The 24681-nt window shown below is 72.2% G+C and carries 26 protein-coding genes; 12 read left to right on the forward strand and 14 right to left on the reverse strand.

What is annotated here, in order from left to right; genetic code table 11:
* Window positions 1-117: 117 nt before the first annotated feature.
* A complete protein-coding gene (locus IEZ24_RS11755; RefSeq protein ID WP_129453935.1) occupies window positions 118-1353 on the forward strand; it encodes an acetyl-CoA hydrolase/transferase family protein in 1236 nt (411 codons plus the stop codon).
* Between the two features lie 22 nt (window positions 1354-1375).
* Here the strand turns inward: IEZ24_RS11755 and IEZ24_RS11760 are convergent, their stop codons facing one another.
* A complete protein-coding gene (locus IEZ24_RS11760; RefSeq protein WP_129453934.1) occupies window positions 1376-1798 on the reverse strand; it encodes a VOC family protein in 423 nt (140 codons plus the stop codon).
* A 32-nt stretch (window positions 1799-1830) separates the two neighbouring features.
* Between IEZ24_RS11760 and IEZ24_RS11765 the strand changes: the two genes are divergently transcribed.
* Together IEZ24_RS11765 and IEZ24_RS11770 are read left to right on the forward strand one after the other, a co-directional pair.
* Window positions 1831-2556: a VOC family protein gene (locus IEZ24_RS11765; RefSeq protein WP_165355999.1), complete on the forward strand. Its 726-nt coding sequence runs from the start codon at window positions 1831-1833 to the stop codon at window positions 2554-2556.
* A gap of 46 nt (window positions 2557-2602) precedes the next feature.
* Window positions 2603-3253, forward strand: coding sequence for a DUF3060 domain-containing protein (locus IEZ24_RS11770; protein WP_129453933.1), 651 nt, complete (start codon window positions 2603-2605; stop codon window positions 3251-3253).
* 117 nt (window positions 3254-3370) lie between these two features.
* Here IEZ24_RS11770 and IEZ24_RS11775 read toward each other — a convergent pair whose 3' ends face one another.
* From IEZ24_RS11775 to pyrR, 4 genes are read right to left on the reverse strand one after another with little or no spacing between them, the layout of a single operon-like run.
* Window positions 3371-3895 carry an isochorismatase family protein gene (locus IEZ24_RS11775; RefSeq protein ID WP_207206723.1) on the reverse strand — a complete coding sequence of 175 codons (525 nt, stop codon included), beginning with the start codon at window positions 3893-3895 and terminating at the stop codon, window positions 3371-3373.
* Between the two features lie 14 nt (window positions 3896-3909).
* Window positions 3910-5199 (reverse strand): dihydroorotase, encoded by a 1290-nt coding sequence (locus IEZ24_RS11780; protein ID WP_129453931.1) that lies wholly within the window; start codon window positions 5197-5199, stop codon window positions 3910-3912.
* Window positions 5199-6155 (reverse strand): aspartate carbamoyltransferase catalytic subunit, encoded by a 957-nt coding sequence (locus IEZ24_RS11785; RefSeq protein WP_129453930.1) that lies wholly within the window; start codon window positions 6153-6155, stop codon window positions 5199-5201. Before IEZ24_RS11785 ends, IEZ24_RS11780 begins: the two co-directional genes overlap by 1 nt.
* The gene (gene pyrR / locus IEZ24_RS11790) at window positions 6152-6730 is read right to left on the reverse strand and encodes a bifunctional pyr operon transcriptional regulator/uracil phosphoribosyltransferase PyrR (RefSeq protein ID WP_129453929.1); all 579 of its coding nucleotides are present in this window, start codon (window positions 6728-6730) and stop codon (window positions 6152-6154) included. Before pyrR ends, IEZ24_RS11785 begins: the two co-directional genes overlap by 4 nt.
* Before the next feature lie 139 nt (window positions 6731-6869).
* Between pyrR and IEZ24_RS11795 the strand changes: the two genes are divergently transcribed.
* A complete protein-coding gene (locus IEZ24_RS11795) occupies window positions 6870-7454 on the forward strand; it encodes a class I SAM-dependent methyltransferase (protein WP_129453928.1) in 585 nt (194 codons plus the stop codon).
* A gap of 13 nt (window positions 7455-7467) precedes the next feature.
* Here the strand turns inward: IEZ24_RS11795 and IEZ24_RS11800 are convergent, their stop codons facing one another.
* Window positions 7468-8748: an acetyl-CoA C-acetyltransferase gene (locus IEZ24_RS11800; protein ID WP_129453927.1), complete on the reverse strand. Its 1281-nt coding sequence runs from the start codon at window positions 8746-8748 to the stop codon at window positions 7468-7470.
* A gap of 128 nt (window positions 8749-8876) precedes the next feature.
* Here IEZ24_RS11800 and IEZ24_RS11805 point away from each other — a divergent pair, with 128 nt between their 5' ends.
* Both IEZ24_RS11805 and IEZ24_RS11810 read left to right on the forward strand, forming a co-directional pair.
* Window positions 8877-10211, forward strand: a complete 1335-nt coding sequence (locus tag IEZ24_RS11805; protein ID WP_129453926.1) for a 3-oxoacyl-ACP reductase — start codon at window positions 8877-8879, stop codon at window positions 10209-10211.
* On the forward strand, window positions 10211-11104 hold the full coding sequence (locus IEZ24_RS11810) for a MaoC family dehydratase (protein WP_129453925.1): 894 nt from the start codon (window positions 10211-10213) through the stop codon (window positions 11102-11104). The genes IEZ24_RS11805 and IEZ24_RS11810 overlap by 1 nt, the downstream gene beginning before the upstream one ends.
* Window positions 11105-11183: 79 nt before the next feature.
* Here the strand turns inward: IEZ24_RS11810 and IEZ24_RS11815 are convergent, their stop codons facing one another.
* Window positions 11184-12050, reverse strand: coding sequence for an acyl-CoA thioesterase (locus tag IEZ24_RS11815; RefSeq protein ID WP_129453924.1), 867 nt, complete (start codon window positions 12048-12050; stop codon window positions 11184-11186).
* Window positions 12050-12997 (reverse strand): proteasome assembly chaperone family protein, encoded by a 948-nt coding sequence (locus IEZ24_RS11820; protein ID WP_129453923.1) that lies wholly within the window; start codon window positions 12995-12997, stop codon window positions 12050-12052. Before IEZ24_RS11820 ends, IEZ24_RS11815 begins: the two co-directional genes overlap by 1 nt.
* A gap of 131 nt (window positions 12998-13128) precedes the next feature.
* Between IEZ24_RS11820 and IEZ24_RS11825 the strand changes: the two genes are divergently transcribed.
* The 6 genes from IEZ24_RS11825 (at window position 13129) to IEZ24_RS11850 (ending at window position 20030) form a co-directional block, all read left to right on the forward strand.
* Window positions 13129-14346 (forward strand): thiolase family protein, encoded by a 1218-nt coding sequence (locus IEZ24_RS11825; RefSeq protein WP_129453922.1) that lies wholly within the window; start codon window positions 13129-13131, stop codon window positions 14344-14346.
* Window positions 14343-16418 carry a 3-hydroxyacyl-CoA dehydrogenase NAD-binding domain-containing protein gene (locus IEZ24_RS11830; RefSeq protein ID WP_191192851.1) on the forward strand — a complete coding sequence of 692 codons (2076 nt, stop codon included), beginning with the start codon at window positions 14343-14345 and terminating at the stop codon, window positions 16416-16418. The genes IEZ24_RS11825 and IEZ24_RS11830 overlap by 4 nt, the downstream gene beginning before the upstream one ends.
* A 228-nt stretch (window positions 16419-16646) precedes the next feature.
* Entirely contained in the window at window positions 16647-17180 is a 534-nt protein-coding gene (locus tag IEZ24_RS11835; RefSeq protein ID WP_129453921.1) for a SigE family RNA polymerase sigma factor, read from the forward strand.
* On the forward strand, window positions 17177-18250 hold the full coding sequence (locus IEZ24_RS11840) for a hypothetical protein (protein ID WP_129453920.1): 1074 nt from the start codon (window positions 17177-17179) through the stop codon (window positions 18248-18250). The genes IEZ24_RS11835 and IEZ24_RS11840 overlap by 4 nt, the downstream gene beginning before the upstream one ends.
* Window positions 18251-18354: 104 nt before the next feature.
* Window positions 18355-19902, forward strand: coding sequence for a sodium-dependent transporter (locus IEZ24_RS11845; protein ID WP_207206722.1), 1548 nt, complete (start codon window positions 18355-18357; stop codon window positions 19900-19902).
* Window positions 19902-20030: a methionine/alanine import family NSS transporter small subunit gene (locus IEZ24_RS11850; RefSeq protein WP_129453918.1), complete on the forward strand. Its 129-nt coding sequence runs from the start codon at window positions 19902-19904 to the stop codon at window positions 20028-20030. The genes IEZ24_RS11845 and IEZ24_RS11850 overlap by 1 nt, the downstream gene beginning before the upstream one ends.
* 9 nt (window positions 20031-20039) lie before the next feature.
* On the opposite strand, the gene dxs is transcribed toward IEZ24_RS11850, so the two are convergent.
* From dxs to IEZ24_RS11880, 6 genes are all read right to left on the reverse strand, one after another.
* On the reverse strand, window positions 20040-21944 hold the full coding sequence (gene dxs / locus IEZ24_RS11855; protein WP_129453917.1) for a 1-deoxy-D-xylulose-5-phosphate synthase: 1905 nt from the start codon (window positions 21942-21944) through the stop codon (window positions 20040-20042).
* Window positions 21945-21960: 16 nt separating this feature from the next.
* Complete coding sequence (locus IEZ24_RS11860) at window positions 21961-22899, reverse strand: SMP-30/gluconolactonase/LRE family protein (RefSeq protein ID WP_129453916.1); 939 nt, start codon at window positions 22897-22899, stop codon at window positions 21961-21963.
* Window positions 22896-23372 (reverse strand): NUDIX domain-containing protein, encoded by a 477-nt coding sequence (locus IEZ24_RS11865; protein ID WP_129453915.1) that lies wholly within the window; start codon window positions 23370-23372, stop codon window positions 22896-22898. Before IEZ24_RS11865 ends, IEZ24_RS11860 begins: the two co-directional genes overlap by 4 nt.
* Window positions 23373-23392: 20 nt before the next feature.
* The gene (locus IEZ24_RS11870) at window positions 23393-23752 is read right to left on the reverse strand and encodes a hypothetical protein (protein ID WP_129453914.1); all 360 of its coding nucleotides are present in this window, start codon (window positions 23750-23752) and stop codon (window positions 23393-23395) included.
* Window positions 23753-23922: 170 nt separating this feature from the next.
* Window positions 23923-24327: a YjbQ family protein gene (locus IEZ24_RS11875; RefSeq protein WP_129453913.1), complete on the reverse strand. Its 405-nt coding sequence runs from the start codon at window positions 24325-24327 to the stop codon at window positions 23923-23925.
* Window positions 24317-24670 (reverse strand): thiamine-binding protein, encoded by a 354-nt coding sequence (locus tag IEZ24_RS11880; RefSeq protein ID WP_129453912.1) that lies wholly within the window; start codon window positions 24668-24670, stop codon window positions 24317-24319. The genes IEZ24_RS11875 and IEZ24_RS11880 overlap by 11 nt, the downstream gene beginning before the upstream one ends.
* Between the last annotated feature and the right edge of the window lie 11 nt (window positions 24671-24681).

The following is a 24681-nucleotide window of genomic DNA, read 5'->3' on the forward strand; positions in this document are numbered from 1 at the left end:
GTGCGCCGCCGCGGACGCGAGTCGGGTCAGTCCTGGATCCACATGATGACCAACAGCCTAGGCGGGTGGGGCCGGACGGCCCACCGATTTCTCGCGCAGGACTGGCACGCTGGCCCCATGCGAGTCGTCGAGATCGACCAGGCCGTCCGCGAGGTGCGCGAGCACTGCGCCTCCCCCGAGGGCCCCCGGGTGGTGACGAGCGGCAACTTCGCCTCGCCCGTCGACCTGCTCGGTCCCCTGCTGGCGGAGCTCCCGTCGGCCCGGCTGCACGCCCTCAACGCGCAGCCCGACCTGCCGATGCACGACGGGGTCGTCCCGGAGACGACGTTCGTCGGTCCGGGCTTCCGGCGGCACCCGCGGCTGTCCTACGTGCCCTGCCGGTTGTCGATGGTGCCGCGGCTCTTCCACGGGCCGCTCGCCCCGGACGTGGTGGTCGTCCACGCCACCACCCCGCGCGACGGCCAGGTGTCCCTCGGCCTCGAGGTCAACGTGCTGCCCGCGGCGATCGAGGCGGCCCGTGCCCGTGGCGCCCTCGTGGTGGCCCAGCTCAACCCGCGGATGCCGTGGACCTTCGGCGACGCGGTGGTGTCGCTGGACGACATCGACCTCGGGGTCGAGATCGATGCCCCGCTGACCACGCACGTCGCCCGCCCGCCCAGCGACGACGCACGGCTGATCGGGTCGCGGGTCGCGGCGGAGATCGGCGACGGAGCCACGCTCCAGGCGGGCATCGGCGAGGTTCCCGACGCCACCATCGCCGGCGTCCTGGAGAGGCGCGGCCTCAAGATCTGGACCGAGATGTTCAGCGACGGTGTCCTGGTCCTCGAGGAGTCGGGCGCGCTCGACCGCGGGACCCCGGTGCGGACGTCGTTCGTGTTCGGGAGCCAGGAGCTCTACGACTGGGTCGACGACAACCCCCGCGTACGGATGCTGCGCACGGAGACGACCAACTCCCCTGCGGCGATCGCCCAGCAGCCGGCGATGACGTCGATCAACACGGCCCTCCAGGTCGACCTCTTCGACCAGGCCAACGCGTCGCGGATCGGCGCGCGGATCTACAGCGGCTTCGGCGGGCAGACCGACTTCACCGTCGGTGCCAGCCACTCGCCCGGCGGCCGCGCCTTCATGGCGCTGCGCAGCTGGCACCCTCGCGCCGACGTCTCGACGATCGTGCCGCTGGTCGACGAGCCGGTGACGTCCTTCCAGCACGGTGCCGTCGTCACCGAGCAGGGGGTCGCCTGGATGTGGGGCCGCAGCGAGCGCGACCAGGCCCGCAACCTCATCGAGCACGCCGCCCACCCGAGCGTCCGCGACGACCTGTGGGAGGAGGCTCGCGCGCTCGGGCTCGCCTGAGGCAGCCGACCTCCTTGTCGCCTCAGGCGACGAAGACGCAGAACACGTGCCCGGCGGGACTGGCGTACGCCCGCAGCGGCTCGTCCGGATCGTCGGTGCGGTCGAGCCGGAGCTCGCCGCCCATCTCCAGCACCCGCTCGTGCACGGCGTCGAGCGCCGTGCGCGACGGCACCGTCGTGTCGAGGTGCGAGACCGAAGGGTGGCCGGGCTCCGGCCAGCGGCTCGCGGGCAGCTCCTCCACCTGCTGGACGGCGAGGCAGCGGCGACCGTCGGGGTGGGTGAGCACCACCCAGTCGGCCTCGTCGGGACCGTCGGCGGGTGGCTCGTCGCCGGGACGGTAGCCCAGGCCGAGCAGGTCCCGCCAGAACTCGGCCTCGACGCGTACGTCGACGGCGTCGAGGACGGTGTGGAGCAGCTGCGGGACGACGGGCGGGAAGTCGCTCACGTCGCGACCCTACGTCGTGCCACGATGCGTCGATGACCGCGCGCCCCGCCTGGATCCAGGTCTTCCTCGACACCCCGGCCGACCGGATGGAGGAGGCGGTGGCCTTCTGGTCCGCCGTCACCGGGTGGGACCCGTCGCCGCGACGGGGCGAGGACGGCCAGTTCCTCACGTTGGTCCCCCGGCGCGGCCAGGCGTACGTCAAGGTGCAGGCCGTCGCCGGCCCGGCCGGTGTGCACCTCGACCTCGACTCCGCGGACCGCCCGGCACTCGTCGAGCGCTCACGGACCCTCGGCGCGACGACTGCCTGGACCTACCACGACGTCGAGGTGGCGCGCTCCCCCGGCGGCCTGACGTTCTGCCACACGGTCGTCGACGGCGAGCCCAGCCTGGTCCGCGACGGCAGCACCATCCTGGACCAGGTCTGCCTCGACATCCCGTCGACCTGCTGGGAGGCCGAGGTCGCGTTCTGGCAGGCACTGACCGGACGCGAACCCGAGGTCGGCGCGCTGCCCGAGTTCGTACGCCTCGTGGAGGACGGCCGCGTGCGGCTGCTGCTCCAGCGCCTCGACGAGGAGGACGGACCCGTCCGGGCGCACCCGGACCTCGCCACCTCGGACCGGCGCTCCGACGCCGTCCGTCACGTGGCGCTGGGCGCGAGGGTCCGCGACGAGCACGACCACTGGACGGTCCTCGAGGCTCCGGGCGGACAGGTCTACTGCCTCACCGATCGCGATCCGGCGACCGGCCGAGCGGTGTGACGGACCCCACGGCGCGCTCGCGGCGCGGAATGCGTACTGTCGGTATGTGAATTCCCGCGCCCGCACCCTGTCAGCCGCCCTGCTCGCTGCGTCGCTGGTCGCGACGCCCGTCAGCGGCGGTTCCGGCGCGGCCCACGCGGCCGGCCTCACCGTGCCGGTGCAGTGCGAGATCGGTGCCGAGACGGTGCTGGCCTGGGACGACGTGGCCTACGAGCTGCGCGGCACCTGTGGCGTCGTCCGGGTCACCGCCGACGACGCCACCGTCACGATGCCCGCAGCCACGAAGCTGGTCGTCGAGGGCAGCGCCAACGCCGTCACGGCCAAGTCGCTGTACGACCTGCAGGTCCTCGGCCCCGACACGACCGTCACCACCCCGTCGATCACCACCCTCGCCGTCTCCGGTGCGGGGTCGAGCGTCGTCGTGGCGGGCCTGGTCGAGCGCGCGGAGCTGCGCAGCACCGGGTCCTCGCTGACCGCCGACACCGTCAACGTGCTCCGGCTGCGCGGCACCGGCAGCGTGACCGCGCGGAAGGCCTACCGCACCCGCCTCACCGGGTCCGACAACGTGGTGCGGCTCCGGCGCAGCGATCGTCTCGTCCTCACAGGGGACCGCAACGCGGTCGTCGTCGAGCGCGGGCGTACGACCGTCCGCGACCGCGGGGAGGGCAACGTCCTGGACCTGCGGCCGCGCCGCTGACGGCCGCCGATGAACTTCCACCCGTGCGCGTGGTTCTTCATCCGCACGTGAGCGTGGGGCGGCCCGTGCAAGCCTGAACTTCCACCCGTGTGAGTGGAAGTCCAACTTCGGGTCGTCTCAGCTCCAGGTGACGTCGTCGAGCGTCTGCGGGAGCTCGACCGCGTCCCCCAGCGACCACTCGGCCACCCGCGCCACGAGGGCGGCAGGTACGGCGGGGCCGCCTGCGTCGTCGTCCGGGACGTCGTACGTGGTGTGCCCCTCGCGCGGCATCACCACGGTGTACCCCCGGTCGAGTGCGCCGCGAGCCGTTGCCGCGACGCACATCTCCGACTGGATGCCGACCACGATCAACCGGTCGGCTCCGCGGGCCTGCAAGGTGTCGTGGAGGCCGGTGCCGCGGAAGCCGTCGTCGTCCGACTTGGACAGGACCACTTCGCCGCTCCCAACGGCGAGCGCCAGCTCCCAGCCCTCCGTGCCTCGCCGGATGGGCGAATCGGGTGCAGTGCCCTCGTCCTGCAGGTGCACGATCGGCACACCGTCCAACCTGGCGCGCTCGAGGAACGCGGCCAGCCCGGCGACGAAGGTGTCCGCGTCAGGGACGGCGGCCTCACCCTCCACGAGGCCGCGCTGGACGTCGACCACCAACACGGCCGTCCTCACGACGAGTGGGCGCCTGCCTGCGCCAGCGCGCCGTCGCGGACCGTCACCCGCCCGGCGTACACCGTGTGCACCACCCGGGAGCTGAGGCTGCGGCCGTGCCACGGGTTGTTGCGCGACAGCGACGCCGAGGCGTCGCGGTCGACCGTCACCGAGGCGTCCGGGTCGACGAGGACGAGGTTGGCAGGGTTGCCCGGGGCGAGCGGCCGGCCCTGGGCGGCCAGGCCGGCGATCCGGGCCGGGGTCACCGACATCACCCGGGCGACGTCCGCCCAGGACAGGTCCGGCAGGGCCGTGCGGACGACGCCGAGTGCGGTCTCGATGCCGAGCATCCCGAACGCGGCGTCGACGAAGGCGTGCTCCTTGTCGTGCCGGGCGTGCGGGGCGTGGTCGGTGGCGACGGCGTCGATCGTGCCGTCGACGAGCGCAGCGCGCAGGGCCTCGACGTCCTCCTGTGGGCGCAGCGGCGGGTTGACCTTGTAGGTCGGGTCGTAGCCGACGAGCAGGTCGGTCGTGAGCAGCAGGTGGTGCGGGGTGACCTCGGCGGTGACGTCGATGCCCTGTGCCTTGGCCCAGCGCAGCACCTCGACGGACCCGGCGGTCGACACGTGGGCGACGTGCACCCGCGACCCGGTGTGCCGCGCGAGCATCACGTCGCGGGCGACGATGACCTCCTCCGCGATGCCGGGCCAGCCGGGCAGGCCGAGGCGACCGGAGAGCTCGCCCTCGTGGCAGCACGCGGCGGGACCGGCCAGCGACGGGTCCTGCGAGTGCTGCGAGACGACGCCGCCGAACGCCTTGACGTACTCCAGCGCCCGGCGCATCACGCGAGCGTCGTGGACGCACTTGCCGTCGTCGGAGAACACCGTGACGCCCGCACGCGAGCGGTGCATCAAGCCGAGCTCGGCGAGCTCCTCGCCGGCGAGGCCGCGGGTCACCGCACCGACCGGCTGGACGTGCACCAGGCCGGCCTCGCGGCCGAGCTCCCACACCCGGGTCGCGGCCTCGGCCGTGTCGGTCACCGGCGAGGTGTTGGCCATCGCGAGGACGGCGGTGTAACCGCCCAGCGCAGCAGCCTGCGAGCCCGTTAGGATGGTCTCCGCGTCCTCGCGGCCGGGCTCGCGCAGGTGCGTGTGCAGGTCCACGAGGCCCGGAAGCGCCACGAGGCCGTCGGCGTCGACGGTCTCCGCCCCGCTGGGTGCGGCGTCGACGAACGTGCCGGTGTCGTCGATGAACAGGTCCGTGGTTCCCTCGCCGAGCAGCGAGGCCCCCTTGATCACCAGCGACATCAGGCAATCCCTCCTTCGGGCTCTCCGGCTAGCAGGTGGTAGAGCACGGCCATCCGGATCGCGAGGCCGCTGGAGACCTGCTCCAGCACGACCGACTGCGCCGCGTCGGCGGCGTCGGCGGCGATCTCGAGGCCGCGGTTCATCGGGCCGGGGTGGCAGATCGGCACGTCCGGCTCCAGCAGGGCGAGCCGGTCGCGGGTCAGTCCGTAGCCCACCGTGTACTCCCGCGGGCTCGGGAAGAACGCACCCGACATCCGCTCCCGCTGCACGCGCAGCATCATCACGGCGTCCGGCCTCCCATGGACCCCGGCACCGCGCAGCACCTCGTCCAGGTCGTACGACGTCTCGAAGCCGGCGGCGGCCGACCACGCGCCGATGCCGCTGGGCATCAACGTCGGCGGGGCCACGACTGTCACGCGGGCTCCGAGGCGGGTCAGGCACTGGACGTTGGACCGGAAGACGCGGCTGTGGGTGAGGTCGCCGACGATCGCGACGTGCCGGCCCTCGAGCGAGCCGAGGTGCCGCCTGAGCGTGTAGGCGTCGAGCAACGCCTGGGTGGGGTGCTCGTGCATGCCGTCGCCGGCGTTGACCACCGCCGCGTCGACCCACTGGCTCACCTGCACCGCGGCGCCGCTGGCGGGGTGGCGGATCACGAGGCCGTCGACGCCCATCGCGCACACCGTCAGCACGGTGTCGCGCAGGCTCTCGCCCTTGGACGCGCTCGAGCCCTTGGCGCTGACGTTGATCACGTCGGCCGACAGCCACTTGCCGGCGATCTCGAACGACGAGCGGGTGCGCGTGGAGTCCTCGAAGAACATGTTCACGACCGTGCGACCGCGCAGCGCCGGCAGCTTCTTGACCTCGCGGCCCTGCACGTCGTGCATGTCGGCGGCGGTCTCGAACAGCTGGATGATCTCGTCGGTGGAGAGGTCGTCGATGGACAGCAGGTGCTTCACGAGATGGTCACCTCGTCCGTGCCGTCGACCTCGCTGAGCCGGACGCTGACGCGCTCGGCGAGGGCGCTGGGCAGGTTCTTGCCGACGTGGTCGGCGCGGATCGGCAGCTCGCGGTGACCGCGGTCGACCAGGACCGCCAGGCGTACGGCCGACGGGCGGCCGAGGTCGGCGAGCGCGTCGAGCGCGGCACGGATCGTCCGCCCGGAGAACAGGACGTCGTCGACCAGCACGACGACCTTCCCGTCGATGCCGCCCGGGGGCAGCGCAGTCCGGTGGGCGCGTCGGGTCGGCTGCGAGCGCAGGTCGTCGCGGTACATCGTCACGTCGAGCTCGCCGACCGCGACCGGAGCACCCTCGACGGCGGCGATCTTCTCGGCGATCCGCTTCGCGAGGGGTACGCCGCGGGTGTGCAGGCCGAGCAGCACCAGGTCGGTGGCGCCCTTGTTGCGCTCGAGCAGCTCGTGCGAGATCCGGGTCAGGGCCCGGGAGATGTCACGGGCGTCGAGCACCGTGCGGTCGGTGCGGGGTGCCCGTCGGCTCACGGCGTCGGGGCTCACTTCTTCGGGGGCAGGCATCTGCGCGCCGGACCTCCTTCTCCGCCTCACGGGACGGCTCGTTAAAGGATGTCGATCGGGGCGACCCTAGCAGTCAGGGTCGGGGGCGTAGAGTCGACAGTGGCCGGTACTCCCCGACCCTTCAGGTCAGGACAGCACCATGGGAATCGGTTACGCCACTGCCTATCGCGCCGGGATCACTCCCTGGGAGAAGGCGGGCCGCAACGGTCTCCCGGTCCTCGAGCGTCTCCTCGACCGCGAGGAGGCCGACCGTCCCGAAGGGCGCCGCCGGGCCATCGACCTCGGCTGCGGCCGCGGGGCGCACACCAAGCTCCTCGTCGACCGCGGCTGGGACGCGATCGGCGTCGACGACGTCCGGTGGGCGGTCGACGTGGCCGTACGACGCAACGGTCTCGACGACGCCCGGTTCGTCATCGGCGACGTACGCCACCTCGTGCACTCCGGGGTCGGCTCGGCCTTCGACCTCTTCCTCGACGTCGGGTGCTTCCAGTCCCTCGACGACGCGGGCCGGACCCTGATGGCAGGCGGGATCACCGCCCTCGCCGAACCCGACGCGACGGTCCTGCTGCACGCGACCGAACGGCGTCCGTGGCGCCTCGGCGGGCGAGGCGCCGGCCGGGCCGACGTGGAGCGGGCGTTCCGCGGCTGGACGGTCGCCGAGGAGGTCGCGGACGACGCCACCTCCCCCCGTCACGGCACGTGGTACCGGCTCACCCGCCCCTGACCGTACGGGTTCCTCAGCGCTCCAGGATCGCGACGACGCCCTGGCCGCCGGCGGCGCAGATGGAGATCAGCGCGCGACCCTCGCCCTTCTCGGCGAGCAGCTTGGCCGCCACCGGCACGATCCGGCCACCGGTTGCGGCGAACGGGTGGGCCGCGGCGAGCGAGGAGCCGTTGACGTTGAGCTTGTCACGGTCGATCGCCCCGAGCGGGGCGTCGAGGCCGAGGCGCTCCCGGCAGAACACCGGGTCCTCCCACGCCGCCAGCGTCGACAGCACCTGGGAGGCGAACGCCTCGTGGATCTCGTAGAAGTCGAAGTCCTGCAGGGTCAGGCCGTTGCGCTCCAGCATGCGCGGCACGGCGTACGCCGGCGCCATCAGCAGGCCCTCGTGGCCGTTGACGTAGTCGACCGCCGCGGTCTCCGCGTCGACCAGGTGCGCCAGCACGGGGAGTCCGCGCTCCGCCGCCCACTCGTCGCTGGACAGCAGCACCGCGGACGCGCCGTCCGACAGCGGCGTGGAGTTCCCGGCGGTCATCGTGGCCGCGGCGCCCTTGCCGAAGACCGGCTTGAGCGTGGCGAGCTTCTCCACCGACGAGTCGGGGCGCATGTTGTTGTCGCGCTCCACTCCCCGGAAGGGCGTGACCAGGTCGTCGTGGAAGCCCTCCTCGTAGGACCGGGCGAGGTTGTGGTGCGACCGGGCGGCGAGCTCGTCCTGCGCCTCGCGGGTGATCCGCCACTCGAGCGCGGTGAGCGCGGCGTGCTCGCCCATCGACAGCCTGGTGCGAGGCTCGCCGTTCTGCGGGATGTCGAGGCCGATGTCGCCGGGGCGGATCGCGCCGAGGGCCTTGAGCCGCGACGCGGTGTCCTTGGCGGCATTGACCTTCATCAACTTCCTGCGGAGCTTGTCGCTGATCGCGACCGGCGCGTCGGAGGTCGTGTCGGTGCCACCGGCGACGCCGGCGTCGATGACGCCGAGCGCGATCTTGTTGGCGACCTGGATCGCCGCCTGGAGCCCCGTGCCGCAGGCCTGCTGGATGTCGGTCGCCGGGGTCTCCGGTGCCAGGCGCGAGCCGAGGACCGCCTCGCGGGTGAGGTTGAAGTCGCGGGAGTGCTTGAGGACGGCGCCGGCGACGACCTCGCCGAGCCGCTCGCCGCGCAGCTCGAAGCGGTCCACGAGCCCGTCGATCGCGGCGGTGAGCATCTCCTGGTTGGACACCCCGGCGTAGACCGTGTTGCTGCGTGCGAACGGGATGCGGTTGCCACCGAGGACGGCGACGGGACGAGTGGTGGGCTGCATGTCCATATCCTTGCCGGTGAGGTGCTTCACGCCAACGGTATGAGGGGCACGTCACGAAATGTGGACTCTGAGTTGCACACAGAGTTACATGACTCCGACCGCCGCACTACCGGAAGGCTCCCGCCCCCATGAGCGACCGCTACCAGGGCTTCGCGTCCACCTCGATCGGCCAGCTGCTCGTCAAGAACCTCGGTCTGCCCAACCCGACACCGCTCGAGCGCTGGTCGGGCGGGGACGTCCTCGTCGACGGGCTCGTCGTGCTAGGCGGCGAGGGCCGCCTCACCGAGGTCCTCCCCCGCACCCTCGACGGGCTCGGCATCGCCTCGGCCACGACGCTCGAGGACGGCGTCCGCGCCAAGGCCCTCGTCTTCGACGCGACCGGCATCACCGACACCGCGGGACTCGTCGCGCTCCAGGAGTTCTTCACCCCGCTCATGCGCCGGCTCGAGACCTGCCCGCGCGTCGTCGTGATCGGCACGCCGCCCGAGCAGCGCACCGGCTCCGAACGCGTCGCGCAGCGCGCGCTCGAGGGCTTCACCCGCAGCCTCGGCAAGGAGATCGGCCGCGGAGGCACCGTCCAGCTCGTGTACGTGGCTCCCGCCGCCGACGGCGCCGTCGCGTCCACGCTCGCCTTCCTCCTCTCCCCCAAGTCGGCGTACGTCTCGGGCCAGGTCGTCCGGATCGGCGCCCACGGGGCGAGCGCGACCGACGAGGTCGCCGACTGGACCCGCCCCCTGGCCGGCAAGGTCGCCCTCGTCACGGGCGCGAGCCGCGGCATCGGCGAGGAGATCGCCCGGGTGCTCCACCGCGACGGCGCGACGGTCGTCGGCGTCGACGTGCCGCAGGCGGCGAGCGAGCTCCAGACGCTCATGACCGAGCTCGACGGTGACCACCTCGTCCTCGACATCACCGCCAAGGACGCGCCGCAGCGGATCGCGCACCACCTCCGGGAGCACCACGGCGGCGTCGACGTCGTCGTGCACAACGCCGGCATCACCCGGGACAAGAAGCTCGCCAACATGGCCGAGGACCGCTGGAACAGCGTGATCGCGGTCAACCTCACCGCCCCCGAGCTGATCACCCGCGAGCTCCTCGACACGGGCGTGCTCAACGCGGGCGGGCGGATCATCGGGGTCGCCTCCATCGCCGGCATCGCGGGCAACGTCGGGCAGACCAACTACGCGACCTCCAAGGCCGGCGTCATCGGCCTCGTGGAGAGCCTGCGCGACGAGCTCGACGACGGGATCACGGTCAACGCCGTCGCACCGGGCTTCATCATCACGCAGATGACCGCCGCCGTGCCGTTCGCGACGCGCGAGGTGGGACAGCGGCTCAACGCGATGTCCCAGGGCGGGCTGCCGGTCGACGTCGCCGAGACGATCGCCTGGTTCGCCAGCGCCGGTTCGGGTGCGGTCAACGGCAACGTGGTGCGCGTCTGCGGCCAGATGATGCTGGGCGCCTGATGCCGACCACACCCCCGCCCGCCAAGACCCTCGACGGCGAGCCCGGCCGGCTCGGCACGCTCGTCCGCGCGGCGCTGCCGGCCGTACCCGGGGTCAACCAGCTGCCCGGCGTGCGCAAGGGCCCGGCCCGCGACTTCGCCGGCTTGTCCTACCGCCGCGAGCAGGTCGTCGCCGAGCGCGCCCGCGTGGATGCGTACGCCTCCGTGTGCGGCTTCCCGCGCCGCGACGTCGTGCCGGTCACCTACCCGCACATGCTGGCCTTCCCCCTGCACATGGCGATCATGGGCGACCCGGCGTTCCCCTACCCCGCGATCGGGATGGTGCACGTCGAGAACGCGATCACCGCCCACCGTGCGGTCGGCGTCGGCGAGGCGCTCGACGTGACCACGGAGGTCGGCCCGCCGCGACCGCACGCCCGGGGGGTGCTCCTCGACTTCGTGACCACCGTGACGGCGGACGGTGGCACGGCGTGGGAGTCCACCTCGACCTACCTGCGTCGCGGCCGCACGATCGAGGGGGACGTCGCACCCGGCCTCGAGGTCCCCGACCCGCCGACCGGTGGCGTCGAGTGGCGCCTGCCCGCCGACCTCGGGCGCACGTACGCCTCGGTGTCCGGCGACGCGAACCCGATCCACCTCTACCCGCTGACGGCGAGGGCGCTGGGTTTCCCGCGCCAGATCGCGCACGGCATGTGGACCAAGGCGCGCTCGGTCGCGGCGATCGAGAACCGGTTGCCCGACGCGGTCACCGTGGAGGTGGCGTTCAAGAAGCCGGTGTTCCTGCCGGGCACGGTCGCCTTCGCCGCACGCCGGGACGACGGCGGCTGGACCTTTGCGATGACGAACCCGAAGGACGGGTCGCCCCACCTCGTGGGGCGGGCCACGCCTGCCTGATGGGTGATGTCTGAGGACGCCCCGAACGGGATGGGCCCGGATCCCCGTTCACCACGTCCTCAGATGTCGGGCGCTGCTGCTAGGGACGACCGTCGCGGAGCCGGATCAGGCCCTCCTGGGCGACCGTGGCGACCAGCTCGCCCGACTGCGAGAAGACCCGCGCGAGGGCCAGGCCGCGGGCCCCGCCGGCGAAGGGCGAGAACTGGTCGTAGAGCCACCACTCGTCGGCCCGGAAGGGCTTGTGGAACCAGATGGTGTGGTCCAGCGACGCCGGCTGGAGCCTCGGTGAGGCGATGTGGATGCCGTGCGGCACCAGGGCGGCACCCAGCAGCGTGAGGTCGCTGGCGTAGGTGAAGGCCGCCTGCTGCACGGTGGCGTCGTCGGCGAGGGAACCGTCGACCTTGATCCACAGGCGGGCGCGCGCCGCGTGCTCCGGGTCCTCGGGGAGGCCCTTCCCGGTGATGCCGACGTGGCGGATGTCGAGAGCCGCCCACTCGCGCTCCCAGTGCTCGGCGGCCTCGGGGCCACGCTCGCGCGCGAGGTCGACGAGCGGCATGCCCTGCTCGGGTCCCGGCACCTCGGGCATCCGGTCCTGGTGCTCCAGTCCCGGCTCGGGGATCTGGAAGTTGGCGGTCATGTAGTAGATCGGACGGCCGTGCTGGCGCGCGGAGACCCGGCGCGTGACGAACGAGCGCCCGTCGCGGATCCGCTCGACGTCGTAGACGATCGGCACGGTCGTGTCGCCCGGGCGCAGGAAGTAGGAGTGCAGCGAGTGCAGGACGAAGTCGCCGTCCACGCTGCGCGTCGCGGCCACGACGGCCTGCGCGGCGACCTGGCCGCCGAAGACGCGCTGGCGCTCCGTGCGGGCCTGCGCGCCCCGGAACAGGTCGACCTCGAGGCGCTCGAGGTCGAGCAGGCTCGCGAGCTCGGCGGAGGTGCCGGCCATCAGCGACCGTCCCAGCCGGACGTGTCGTCGTCGCTGTCCTTGGGGCGGTCGTCGAGGTCGGCGAGGAACGCCTCGAAGGCGCTGCCGATCTCCTCGCCGGTGGGGAGCGGCTCGTCGCCCGCCAGGAGCGAGGTGCCGCTGGCCTCGGCCTCACGGAAGGAGTCGTACTGCTCCTCGAGCCCGCGCACGACGTCGTCGACCTCGTCGTGGCTGGCGAGGTAGCGGTCGACCTCGGTCTCGGTGATCTCGGCGGCCTCGCGCAGCTCCCCGAGGTCGATGGTCAGGCGCCCGCCGATCTCGAGGTGCTCGAGCAGCACCAGTGCGGCCTGCGGGTACTCCATCTGGGCCAGGTAGTGGGGGATGTGCGCCACGAAGCCGAGCGCGTCGAGGCCCCACTCCCCCAACCGCACCTCGAGCAGCGCCTGCGCGCTGGCAGGCACCCGCAGCTCGCCCTGCCACGGGCTCTCGCCCGGGACCAGCTCGGGACGGTTGGCGTGGGGGGTGATCGCGATCGGGCGCGTGTGCGGCACCGCCATCGGCACCGCTCCCAGGCTCACCGTCCGGGAGACGCCGAAGTGCTCGACGACCTCGCGCACGGCGCGCGCGAAGCCTTCCCACCGGGTGTCGGGCTCGGGGCCGGCGAGCAGGAGGAAGGGCGTGCCGCCGGTGTCACGCAGCGCCCGGACGACCAGCCGGGGCGCCTCGTAGTCGGCGTAGTGGTCGCGGACGAAGGTGATCGGTGGGCGCCGGGCGCGGTAGTCGTGGAGCGCGTCCACGTCGAAGGTCGCCACGACCTTGCCCTCGGAGAGGTCGGCGAGGTGCGCGGCGGCGAGCTCGGCCGCCTTGCCTGCGTCGAGGAACCCGGTCAGGACGACCACCAGCGTGAGGTCACCGGCGTCGGCCAGCACCTCGGCATCGTCGACGATGTGCACGAGTCGGTCGGCCATGCGCCAAGACTAGGGCGTACGCGCAGGTGACCCGACACACACCCGTCCCTGTGGGCAGGCCTTGTTACTCAGGGGTAACGTGATCCCGCCCTGTCCCCCGTTCTCCACCTCTAGTGTCATGGGAGTAGCCAGTGTCCCGTCCCCAGCGTGAGGTCGTCTTCGTCGACGGCGTGCGCACCCCGTTCGGCAAGGCCAAGGGCCAGTACGCCGAGACGCGCGCCGACGACCTCGTCATCAAGAGCATCCGCGAGCTGATGCGTCGCAACCCGTCCCTGCCGCCCGAGCGGGTGGACGAGGTCGCGATCGCCGCCACCACCCAGATCGGCGACCAGGGCCTGACCCTGGGCCGCACCGCGGCGCTGCTGGCGGGTCTCCCGCAGAGCGTGCCCGGCTACTCCATCGACCGCATGTGCGCCGGCGCGATGACCGCGGTGACCAGCACCGCGTCCGGCATCGCCTTCGGCGCCTACGACGTGGCCATCGCCGGCGGCGTCGAGCACATGGGGCGCCACCCCATGGGTGAGGGCGTCGACCCCAACCCGCGCATCCTGTCGGAGCGGATCGTCAACCCCGACGCCCTGGTGATGGGCAAGACCGCGGAGAACCTCCACGACCGCTACCCCACGATCACCAAGGAGCGCGTCGACGCGTACGCCGTGCGCAGCCAGCAGAAGACCAAGGCTGCCTACGACGCCGGCAAGATCCAGCCCGACCTCGTCCCGGTCGCGACCCGGTCGGCCGACGCCGGATGGGGCCTGGCCACGATCGACGAGCCGATGCGCCCCGAGACGACCCTGGAGTCGCTCGCCGCGCTCAAGACGCCGTTCCGCTCGCACGGCAACGTGACCGCCGGCAACGCGGCCGGCATCAACGACGGTGCGACCGCCGCACTGCTCGCCGACGAGGAGACCGCACGCGAGCTCGGCCTCCCGGTCAAGATGCGCCTGGTGACCTACGCCTTCGTCGGCGTGGAGCCCGAGGTGATGGGTGCCGGGCCGATCCCGGCCACCGAGAAGGCCCTCAGGCTCGCCGGCCTGACCATCGACGACATCGAGGCCTTCGAGGTCAACGAGGCCTTCGCCGTGCAGGTGCTCGCCTTCCTCGAGCACTACGGCATCGCCGACGACGACCCGCGGGTCAACCCCTACGGCGGCGCGATCGCGATGGGCCACCCGCTGGCCTCGTCCGGCGTACGCCTGATGAACCAGCTCGCGAAGGCGTTCGAGGAGCGTCCCGAGGTCCGCTACGGCCTCACCACCATGTGCATCGGCATCGGCATGGGCGGCACCGTGATCTGGGAGAACCCGCACTGGACCGGCTCCACCGAAGAGGGAGAGAACAGCAAGTGAGCACCAGCATCTTCGAGCGCGCGCAGGCGATCGTGTCCGACGCCGAGCGCGTCACCCAGGCCCACCTGCGCACGGTGTCGCTGCCGGGCGCGACGTTCGGCCTGATCACCCTCGACAACGGCGAGGACCACACCAAGCCCAACACCTTCGGCCCGGGCTCGCTGCTCGCGCTCAACGAGGCGATCGATGCCGCGCTGGCCGACGACTCGATCGACGCGATCGCGGTGACCGGCAAGCCGTTCATCCTCGCCGCGGGTGCCGACCTGACCTCGATCCAGGGCGGCGGCCCAGACGCCGTGCGGATCGTCGCCGAGCTCGGCCACGCGGTCTTCCGCAAGCTGGGTGAGGGCGGCAAGCCGTCGTTCGGCCTCATCAACGGCCTCGCCCTCGGCGGCGGCCTGGAGGTGGCGCTGCACTGCACCTACCGCACGGTGATGGACTCCGCCCCCGCGCTGGGACTGCCCGAGGTCATGCTCGGCCTGGTGCCCGGCTGGGGCGGCGCGTGGCTCGTGCCCAACCTCGTCGGCGCCGACAAGGCCGTCACGCTGATCATCGAGAACCCGCTCAACCAGGGCAAGACCCTCGGCGGGCAGGCGGCGTACGACTTCGGGCTCGCCGACGCGGTCTTCAACGGTGCAGACTTCCTCGAGCAGTCGCTGCTCTGGGCGGCCTCGGTGCTGCGCGGGGAGACCGTCGTCGAGCGTCCCGATGTGGACCGAGGCGAGGCCTGGGACGCCGCGATCACACGGGCCGAGGGCATCGTCGCCGCCAAGACCGGTGGTGCCTCACCCGCCGCCGCGAAGGCCGTCGAGCTCATCGCCGCCGCACGCGACACCGACCGTGACGCCGGCTTCGCCGCCGAGGACGACGCGCTCGAGGCGATGTCGCAGACCGCGGAGCTGCTGGCCTCGCTCTACTCCTTCGACCTGGTCCAGAAGCGCGCCAAGCGACCCGCCGGCGCGCCCGACAAGTCGCTGGCCCGTCCGGTGACGAAGGTCGGCATCGTGGGCGCCGGCCTGATGGCCAGCCAGCTCGCGCTGCTCTTCGTACGCCGCCTCGAGGTGCCGGTCGTGCTGACCGACCTCGACCAGGAGCGCGCCGACAAGGGCGTCGCCTACGTGCACGCCGAGATCGACAAGCTGCTCGCCAAGGGCCGGATCAACCAGGACAAGGCCAACCGGCACAAGGCGCTGGTCTCGGGCGAGACCGACAAGCAGGTCGCCTTCGGTGACGCCGACTTCGTCATCGAGGCCGTCTTCGAGGAGATGTCGGTCAAGAAGACCGTCTTCGCCGACGTGGAGAAGGTCGTCAGCGCCGAGTGCGTGCTCGCGACCAACACCTCCTCGCTGTCGATCACCGAGATGGCTGCCGACCTCGAGCACCCCGAGCGGGTCGTCGGCTTCCACTTCTTCAACCCGGTCGCGGTCATGCCGCTGCTGGAGATCGTCAAGGGCGACGCCACCGACGACGCGACCCTGGCCACGGCGTTCGCCACCGGCAAGGCGCTGAAGAAGACCTCGATCCTGGTCAAGGACAGCCCGTCCTTCATCGTCAACCGTCTCCTGGGCCGCTTCATGAGCGAGGTCGGACGCATCGTCGACGAGGGCACGCCGGTCTCCGTGGCCGACAGCGCCTTCGCCGGCATCGCGCCGATGCCGCCGTTCGTGCTGCTGTCGCTGGTCGGCCCGGCGATCGCGCTGCACAACAACGAGACGCTGAAGGGCGCGTTCCCGGACCGCTTCTACGTCTCCCCCGCCCTCGAGCGGATCGTCGCGGCGCGGAAGCCGGCCTACTACGGCCCGGACGGCAACCTCGACCCCGAGGTCGAGGCCCTGCTGGAGAAGCCGGCCTCGCCGGTGGTCCTCACCGCCGAGGAGGTCAGCGAGAAGACGCTGGCCGGGCTGGCCGAGGAGGCCCGCCTGATGCTCGACGAGGGCGTCGTCGCGGCCCCGCAGGACATCGACCTGGCCATGATCACCGGTGCCGGGTTCTCGTTCTGGAACGGCGGGCTGACCTTCATGCTCGACGTGAAGGGCATCTCGGAGAAGGCGACCGGCAAGCGGTTCCACTGATCCGTGCCTGACCGCTGGGGCGGTGTCCCAGCCACATTCCGTACGCGCGGAGGGTGGCTGGGGCACCGCCCCTTCGCGCGTCGCGGAGGACACGCCGGTGCGGCGGTGCGGGTGCCACCTCCAAGCGCCGCACAATGTGGCTGGCACACCGCCCGGAGGCCCGACGAACCAAAACGACCCGCCACCTCGTCGGTAGTGGTGACCACTCCCACCCACGAGGAGCACCCGATGACCCGACGCGACCCGGCGGCCTTCGCCGAGTTCGTCGCCGCGCGGTCCGCCGCGCTGCACCGCACGGCGTACCTGCTGGTCGGTGAGCGCCAGCTCGCACAGGACCTGCTGCAGGAGGCGCTGACCAAGACGTACGTCGCGTGGCCGCGGCTGCGCGACCCCGGCAAGGCCGAGGCCTACACCCGCAAGGCGATCACGACGACCGCGATCACGTGGTACCGCCGGCGCAGCTGGGGCGAGCGTCCCACCGACGTCGTGCCCGAGCGGGTGCGCGCCGACCACGTCGACGACCTCACCACCCGCGAGCTCCTGTGGGAGGCCCTCCAGGCGCTGCCGCCGCGTCAGCGCGCCGCGATCGTGCTGCGCTTCTACGAGGACCTGTCCGAGGCCCGCACCGCCGAGGTCCTCGGCTGCGCGCCCGGCACCGTCAAGAGCCAGGTCTCGGCCGGGCTCCGCAAGCTCCGCGACCACCTGGGCGAGCGCGCCGACGCCGACGTGCTGCCCCTGCACCTGCTGGAGGTGACCCGATGACCGGGCTCCTGACCGACGTCATGCACGACTACGCCGACCGGCTCGGCCCGCCTCCCGTGGACCTGGAGGCGATCACTCGCGACGGCGACCGCCGCGTCCGGCATCGGCGTACGGCCCTCGTCGGCGGGATCGCCGCGGCCGCCGTCGTGGTCGCTGCGGGCTCCGCTCTCCTCGGCGGCGGGCGCGCGCCCGGACCCGACGGCGGTCGCGCCGACGTCGCCGACGGTACGGACGCCGCCCCGGTCGCGCTGTCGTGGGTGGAGGGCAGCACGCTCCGCCGCGTCGGCAGCCCCGACGTGGACCTCGGCGTCGACGTCCGCGCCTGGGTGTGGGCGGGCGACGACATCGTGCTCACCGACGCCGCGCGCCGGGTGCTCGTCTGGACCGGCGACGACCTCGAGCTCGTCGGGACCGTGGCGGCGCCGCGAGCCGACGACGCCGAGCTGGTGGCCGACGGGACGCGCGTGGCGTGGGCTGCCCCCGGGGATCGGGTCGTCCACCTGGATGCCTCGACCGGCGAGCAGAAGGAGCTCGGGACCGCTGGGGAGCGGGACACCCGCGTCACCGCCCTCGACGGGGACATGGTCTACGGCGTCGACCGCGGCGGGGTCTTCTCGTGGGACACCCGCAGCCAGGAGGTCGAGGTGCTCGACCCCACCGGCGAGCAGGTCGTCATCGACGCCGAGGCCGCCACGCTCGTCATCGCGGACCGGCGTCGCCGCGCCCGGGTCAGCGGCCCGGCCGGCGAGCTGACCTTCACCACGGACAGCTTCGCCAACCTCTCCCCCGACGGCACCCACCTCGTCTCCGAGACCGATGACGAGGGAGTCCTCCTCGACACGACGACGGGCGAGAGGGTGGCGCTCGAGACCGGGTACGCCTGGGCGCTGCCGTTCCAGTGGCTGGACTCCGACACCGTCGCGGTGCTGGCCTTCAGCGGCTCGCTGAGCGGCGTCGAGGAGGACCGGCCCCACCTGCTGAACTGCGCGGTGTCGACCGGTGCGTGTGCTCCGAGCCAGTCGCTCGCGGCGCAGTTCCAGCTGCCCGTGGGGATCCACTTCGGCGACTGAGGCCCTTGGAGGCCACGTCCCATGCGAGGGACGGGCGACGTCCGGCACGGCGGATCTCTGCCATGCTGGACGTCGTCCGTCGTCGTCGTCAGCCGGGAGGCACCGTGAGCCAGGAACTCGACCACGCCGAGCAGCAGCGCGGCGGCTTCAGCTCGCGCAAGGTGTTCATCCTCGCCGCGATCGGCTCCGCCGTCGGCCTGGGCAACATCTGGCGCTTCCCCTACGTCGCCTACGAGAACGGCGGCGGGGCGTTCATCCTCCCCTACCTCATCGCCCTGCTCACCGCGGGACTTCCGTTCCTGCTGCTCGACTACGGCCTCGGTCACCGCTACCGCGGCTCCGCGCCGCTGTCCTTCCGGCGCGCGCACAGGGCGGCGGAAGGGCTGGGCTGGTGGCAGGTGGGCATCTGCTTCGTCATCGCGGTCTACTACGCGGCCGTGATCGCCTGGGCCGCCCGCTACGCGCTCTTCTCCTTCGACAAGGCGTGGGGCGACGACCCCGAGGGCTTCCTGTTCGGGTCCTACCTCCAGGCCGGCGATCCCGGCATCGGTCTCGACTTCGTCAGCGGCGTCACCGTCCCGTTGGTGCTGGTCTGGGTGGCGGTGCTGACGATGATGGTGCTGGGCGTGCAGAAGGGCATCGGGATCGCATCCGCGATCTTCATCCCGATCCTGTTCGTCGCCTTCATCGCGCTCGTCGTCGTCGCACTGACCCTCGACGGCGCCGCCACCGGCCTGGACGCCCTGTTCTCGCCCGACTGGGGCGCCCTGACCGAGACCAGCGTGTGGATCGCGGCCTACGGACAGATCTTCTTCTCCCTCTCGGTCGGCTTCGGCATCATGATCACGTACGCCTCCTACGTCGGCCGTCGCAGCGACATGACCGGCTCCGGCCTCGTGGTCGGCTTCGCCAACTCGGGCTTCGAGCTGCTGGCCGGCATCGGCGTGTTCGCCGCGCTCGGCTTCATGGCGACCGCGACCGGCGTGGGGGTCGACGAGGTGGCGACGGAGGGCCTCGGCCTCGCCTTCATCGCCTTCCCGGCGATCATCAACGAGGCTCCCGCCGGTGCGCTGATCGGCATCCTGTTCTTCGGCTCCCTCGTCGTGGCCGGGGTGACCTCGCTCGTGAGCGTCATCGAGGTCGTCATCTCGGCGGTCCGCGACAAGTTCGAGATGACGCGCACCGGAGCCTCGCTCGCCGTCGGAGTGCCCGCGGCGGTCATCAGCATCACCCTGCTCGGCACCACGACGGGCGTCTACGTCCTCGACATCGTCGACCACTTCATCAACCGGTTCGGGATCCTCCTCGTGGCCGTGGCGAGCATGCTCGCCCTCGCGTGGGTGTTCCGGAGGACGGGCCTGCTGCGCGACCACCTCAACCGGGACGGGTCGGTGCAGATCGGGCGTACGTGGGAGGTCCTCATCGGGTTCGTCGCCCCGGCCGCGCTGGTCTTCATCCTCGTCAACGAGCTGATCGACAACATCCGGGTCCCCTACGAGGACTACCCGACCTGGATGCTCAACACGCTCGGCTGGGGCCTGGCCGCAGCCGTCCTCGTGCTCGGCTTCGTGGCGGCACGCCTGCCGTGGCGGGCGAGCACCCCCCTCGACGACCCCGAGGTCGTCGCCGCGCAGGACGAGAGGAGCTCCTGATGTCCGCAGCAGCCGTCATCACGATGCTGATCGCCATGACCGTCCTGTGGGGCGGCCTGGCCGTCGCGATCTGGAACATCAACCGCTTCCGCGGCGAGGAGCCCGGGTCGGTCCACCGGGACCTGTGACGCCCCTGCTCAGGCCGGGTGCTCCGCCTCGACGAGGGTGAGCCCCCGGTCGAGCGCGGTGACGTCCTCGACGATCGTGCGCGCGATCGTCTGGGCGTCCAGCCCGATGCGGGCCAGGATCACGTCGCGCTTGGCGTGGTCGAGGAACTCCTGCGGGATGCCGTGCAGGCGGACGGGCGTACGCACGCCCGCGTCGTTGAGCGTCTGGAGCAGGGCGGCACCGCAGCCGCCGACGCGGCCGTTGTCCTCCACGCTCACGACGAGGCGGTGCTCGCGCGCGAGGTCGACGATCGCGGGGTCGACCGGCTTGACCCAGCGCGGGTCGACCACGGTCACCCCGATGCCCTGCGCGGTGAGGCGCGAGGCGACGTCGACGGCGGTGGTGCACATCGACCCGACGGCGACGACGAGCACGTCCCGCTCGCCCTCGCGGACCAGGACGTCAGCGCCCCCGACGCGGTCGATCGCGGGCACGTCCTCGGGCGGCGGACCCTTCGGGAAGCGGACGACCGTGGGCGCGTCGTCGACCTCGACGGCCTCGTCGAGCAGCTCGCGGAGCCGGGTGACGTCTCGCGGCGCGGCGAGGCGCAGGCCGGGGACGACCTGGAGGATCGACATGTCCCACATGCCGTTGTGGCTGGCGCCGTCGTCGCCGGTGACGCCGGACCGGTCGAGGACGAAGGTCACGCCGCACCTGTGCAGCGCGACGTCCATCAGCACCTGGTCGAAGGCGCGGTTGAGGAAGGTCGCGTAGACCGCGAACACGGGGTGCAGCCCGCCCATCGCGAGGCCGGCGGCCGAGGTGACGGCGTGCTGCTCGGCGATGCCGACGTCGAAGGTGCGCTCGGGGAACCTCTGCGCGAAGACGTCGAGACCGACCGGGTGCATCATCGCGGCCGTGATGGCGACGACGTCGTCGCGACGCTCGCCGAGGTCGACGACCGCCTCGGAGAAGTGGTCGGTCCAGATCCTGCCCTTGGGCTTCTCCGCCCCGGTCTGCACGTCGAACGGGCCGGGAGCGTGGAACTGGTCGGCCTCGTGGCGCAGCGCCGGGTCGTAGCCCTGGCCCTTGCGGGTGATCGCGTGGACGATCACGGGACCGTTGAAGCGCTTGGCGTTGGTCAGCGCCTGCTCCATCGCGGCGCGGTCGTGCCCGTCGACGGGACCGACGTACTTGAGGCCGAGGTCCTCGAACAGGCCCTGCGGCGCGAGGGCGTCCTTCATGCCCTTCTTGACCGCGTGGAGCGCGTCGTACGCCGCGTGCCCGACGCCGGGCACCTGGTTGAGGCGCTTCTTGACCAGGTCGAGGACCTGCTCGTAGCGCGGGTTCGTGCGCAGCGACGTGAGCGCGGTGGCGAGGCCGCCGATGGTCGGGGTGTAGGAGCGCTCGTTGTCGTTGACGACGATCACGAGGCGGCTGTTGCGGGCGATCGCGATGTTGTTGAGCGCCTCCCACGCCATCCCACCGGTCAGCGCGCCGTCGCCGATGACCGCCACGACGTGGCGGTCCTCGCCGCGGATCGCGTAGGCCTTGGCGAGGCCGTCGGCGTAGGACAGGGAGGTGGACGCGTGCGAGTTCTCGACGATGTCGTGCTCGGACTCGGCCTGGCTGGGGTAGCCGCTGACGCCACCCTCCTTACGGAGCGTGCCGAAGTCGGCGTGCCGTCCGGTGACGAGCTTGTGCACGTAGGACTGGTGGCCGGTGTCGAAGACGACCCGGTCGCGCGGCGAGTCGAAGACCCGGTGGATGGCCAGCGTCAGCTCGACCACTCCGAGGTTGGGACCGAGGTGGCCGGAGTTGGTCGCCACCGTGCGGATCATCACGTCCCGGATCTCGGCGGCCAGCTCGTCCAGCTGCTCCGCAGAGAGGTCGCGGAGGTCGCGCGGGGAGCCGATCGAGTCGAGGAGTGCCATGGGGCCTGAGTCTATTTCATGCCAGGTCGTGGACGGCCACCGACGGCTCGTGGAGGCTCCCCATCCACACCCTGCCGTCGTGCTCCCGCACCCCGGTGACCATGTGGTAGCCCGGCCCGTGCTCGGGCTGCGCGAGGTCGAGGTCGTGCACCAGCCGGCCGTCGTCGGCGTACGCCTGCACGCGGATCGTCTGCTTCGGCCTGGGCTGGAGCGCCTCGGGGATCCTCGTGACCGCGCGGCGCAGGACCATCGGGGCGTGGCCGAGGCGTTCGACGACGGCGTCGACCGGACTGGCGACGGCGACCCAGATCAGCCCGTCGCTGCCGCGGCTGATGTTGTCGGGGTAGCCCGGCAGGTCGGTGACCAGGTGGTCGCGTTCCCCCGCCCGCGGGCCGGTCAGCCACAGCCGTACGACGGTGCGCCCGCGGCACTCGGCGACGCAGACGAACGACTCGTCGGCCGCGAGCGCGACGCCGTTGGCGAAGCGGAGGCCGTCGAGGACGACGGTGACCGTGCCGTCGGGGTCGCGCCGGAGCAGCCGGCCGGTAGCGGTGTCCTGGACGAAGTCGTCCTTCCACTGGTCCACGCCGAAGTGCAACGAGGAGTCGCTGAACCAGATCGTGCCGTCGGCGGCGACCGCCGCGTTGTTGCAGAACCTCATCGGCTCGCCGTCGACGAGGTCGACCAGTACCTCGACCGTGCCCGCGGCCGGATCGACGCGCAGCAGCCCGCGCTGCGCGTCGCACACCAGCAGGTGCCCGCCGGGGAGGATCTCGAGTCCGAGCGGACGACCGCCGGTGTCGGCGACGACCCGGGCGCTGCCGGTGGTCGGGTCGATCGCCCAGATCGCACCGTCCTCGGTCCCCGTGAGGACGACCCCCTCTGCCGAGACGACGACGTCCTCGGCGCCCATGGACGGGACGGGGTGCACGCTGAGCGAGGTCGAGGAGGTCATGGCGCCATCGTGGCGTAGAGGTCGCTGTCGAGGAACGCCGGGACGATGTCGAGGGCTGCGGCGCTGAGGTCGAGGCCGCGGGCGACCTCCGGGGCGACGAAGACGATCTGCCGTCCCTCGCGGCAGTCGATGTCGGCGTCGGTGAGGTCGGTGGCGGCGACGAAGACCTGCATCACGTCCCACGTGCCGTAGGCCTCGCGGTGGTCGACCACGAACTCGCGGAACAGGCGCAGCCCGCCGTCGGGGAGGCGTACGCCGGTCTCCTCCTCGAGCTCGCGGTGGGCAGCGGGCTCGAAGTCCTCCCCGGGGTCGACGTGCCCGCCCGCGAGGCCCCACTTCTCGGGGTCGATGCGGGGGTGCTCGTCGCGTTCCTGGAGCAGGATCCAGCCCCGCCGGTCGACGAGGATGACGCCGGCGAAGCGGCGGGCATCGGGACCGGGGGCGGGTGCTGGGTCCGGTGCGGAGGCTGGCATCCGGCGACCCTAGCCAGCACTCACATCCGGACGCGGTAGCGACGCCCGCGCAGCGCGTCCTCGACGAGGCCGACCTCGCGACGTACGGCCTGGAGGCGGGCGTCCTCGAGCTGGAAGGTCTGCACCGCCGCGAGGACGACGGCCTCGCTCGCGACGTCCTTGAGGTCGCCGCGGATCTCGCTCAGCCCGCGCCTCGTCGCCAGCTGCTGGGCCTCGACGTGCAGCACGGCGAAGCGGGCCAGCACCACGACATGTCGGCGCAGACCGGGGAAGCGGCGGTAGTCGGGCGGGCACAGGTCCAGCAGCCAGCTGGCCGCGGTCACCTCCCAGTCGGGCGCGTCGGGCGGTCGCACCTGGCGCGGCCAGCCGGGCGGCGCCACGCCGCGGTGCCCCTGAGGTGGGGTCGGGCCTTGACGTGGCTGCGGTGCGGGGAACACCGCACCAGTCTATCGAACGCCTGTTCGATCCATCGAGCCGCTCGGGCGAGCAGAGGGGGACGAACGTCCTCGAAATGACACGACGATCGCCCCCACCGCCGTCCGTGACGCCGTCAGCCCTCCAGGAAGGACCAGCGCACCTCGCGCTCGGCGTTGTCGACGTTGAGGTCCACCAGGCAGATGCTCTGCCAGGTGCCGAGCGCGAGCCGTCCGGCCAGCACGGGCACCGTCGCGTACGGCGGCACGATCGCCGGCATGACGTGGGAGCGACCGTGCCCGGGCGAGCCGTGGCGGTGCCGCCAGCGGTCGTCGGCCGGGAGCAGGTCGCCGAGCGCGGCGAGGAGGTCGTCGTCGGAGCCGGCTCCCGTCTCGATGATCGCGATGCCGGCGGTCGCGTGCGGCACGAAGACGTGCAGGATCCCGTCGCCACGGCCGGCCACGACGTCCGCCGCGTCGCGGGTCAGGTCGAGCACGACCTCGTCACCGCCGGTGCGATAGGTCCTGGTCTCACTTCTCATCGCGCGGCGCCTCCCCGCTTCGTCCGTCCGAGGATCTGTCCGGGGCATCGCGCAGCGCCTCCTCGATGCGCTCGACCTTGGCGGTGAGCTGTCCGTCGTAGCCAGGGCGGATGTCGGCCTTCAGCACGAGCCCGACGCGCGGGGACACCTCGGCGACGACGTCGACGGCACGCTTGACGACGGCCATCACCTCGTCCCACTCCCCCTCGATGTTGGTGAACATCGCGTTCGTCTCGTGCGGCAGCCCGGACTCCCGGACGACCCGTACGGCCGCGGCGACCGCCTCGGTGACGGACCCGGACGGGTCGCTGGACATGGGCGAGAGCGAGAAGGCCACGATCATGCGGCCACGCT

The sequence above is a fragment of the Nocardioides ganghwensis genome (genome assembly GCF_014779655.1).
GTDB classification, from domain to species: domain Bacteria; phylum Actinomycetota; class Actinomycetes; order Propionibacteriales; family Nocardioidaceae; genus Nocardioides; species Nocardioides ganghwensis.

What these genes read in the sequence shown, in the direction of transcription:
- IEZ24_RS11850 (WP_129453918.1), top strand. Translation starts at nt 19,902, where the DNA reads ATGTCCGCAGCAGCCGTCATCACGATGCTGATCGCCATGACCGTCCTG.
- IEZ24_RS11805 (WP_129453926.1), top strand. Translation starts at nt 8,877, where the DNA reads ATGAGCGACCGCTACCAGGGCTTCGCGTCCACCTCGATCGGCCAGCTG.
- IEZ24_RS11755 (WP_129453935.1), top strand. Translation starts at nt 118, where the DNA reads ATGCGAGTCGTCGAGATCGACCAGGCCGTCCGCGAGGTGCGCGAGCAC.
- IEZ24_RS11800 (WP_129453927.1), bottom strand. Translation starts at nt 8,748, where the DNA reads ATGCAGCCCACCACTCGTCCCGTCGCCGTCCTCGGTGGCAACCGCATC.
- IEZ24_RS11820 (WP_129453923.1), bottom strand. Translation starts at nt 12,997, where the DNA reads ATGGCCGACCGACTCGTGCACATCGTCGACGATGCCGAGGTGCTGGCC.
- IEZ24_RS11875 (WP_129453913.1), bottom strand. Translation starts at nt 24,327, where the DNA reads ATGAGAAGTGAGACCAGGACCTATCGCACCGGCGGTGACGAGGTCGTG.
- dxs (WP_129453917.1), bottom strand. Translation starts at nt 21,944, where the DNA reads ATGGCACTCCTCGACTCGATCGGCTCCCCGCGCGACCTCCGCGACCTC.
- IEZ24_RS11765 (WP_165355999.1), top strand. Translation starts at nt 1,831, where the DNA reads ATGACCGCGCGCCCCGCCTGGATCCAGGTCTTCCTCGACACCCCGGCC.
- IEZ24_RS11860 (WP_129453916.1), bottom strand. Translation starts at nt 22,899, where the DNA reads ATGACCTCCTCGACCTCGCTCAGCGTGCACCCCGTCCCGTCCATGGGC.
- IEZ24_RS11835 (WP_129453921.1), top strand. Translation starts at nt 16,647, where the DNA reads ATGACCCGACGCGACCCGGCGGCCTTCGCCGAGTTCGTCGCCGCGCGG.
- IEZ24_RS11795 (WP_129453928.1), top strand. Translation starts at nt 6,870, where the DNA reads ATGGGAATCGGTTACGCCACTGCCTATCGCGCCGGGATCACTCCCTGG.
- IEZ24_RS11840 (WP_129453920.1), top strand. Translation starts at nt 17,177, where the DNA reads ATGACCGGGCTCCTGACCGACGTCATGCACGACTACGCCGACCGGCTC.
- IEZ24_RS11810 (WP_129453925.1), top strand. Translation starts at nt 10,211, where the DNA reads ATGCCGACCACACCCCCGCCCGCCAAGACCCTCGACGGCGAGCCCGGC.
- IEZ24_RS11880 (WP_129453912.1), bottom strand. Translation starts at nt 24,670, where the DNA reads ATGATCGTGGCCTTCTCGCTCTCGCCCATGTCCAGCGACCCGTCCGGG.
- pyrR (WP_129453929.1), bottom strand. Translation starts at nt 6,730, where the DNA reads ATGCCTGCCCCCGAAGAAGTGAGCCCCGACGCCGTGAGCCGACGGGCA.
- IEZ24_RS11865 (WP_129453915.1), bottom strand. Translation starts at nt 23,372, where the DNA reads ATGCCAGCCTCCGCACCGGACCCAGCACCCGCCCCCGGTCCCGATGCC.
- IEZ24_RS11780 (WP_129453931.1), bottom strand. Translation starts at nt 5,199, where the DNA reads ATGTCGCTGGTGATCAAGGGGGCCTCGCTGCTCGGCGAGGGAACCACG.
- IEZ24_RS11815 (WP_129453924.1), bottom strand. Translation starts at nt 12,050, where the DNA reads ATGGCCGGCACCTCCGCCGAGCTCGCGAGCCTGCTCGACCTCGAGCGC.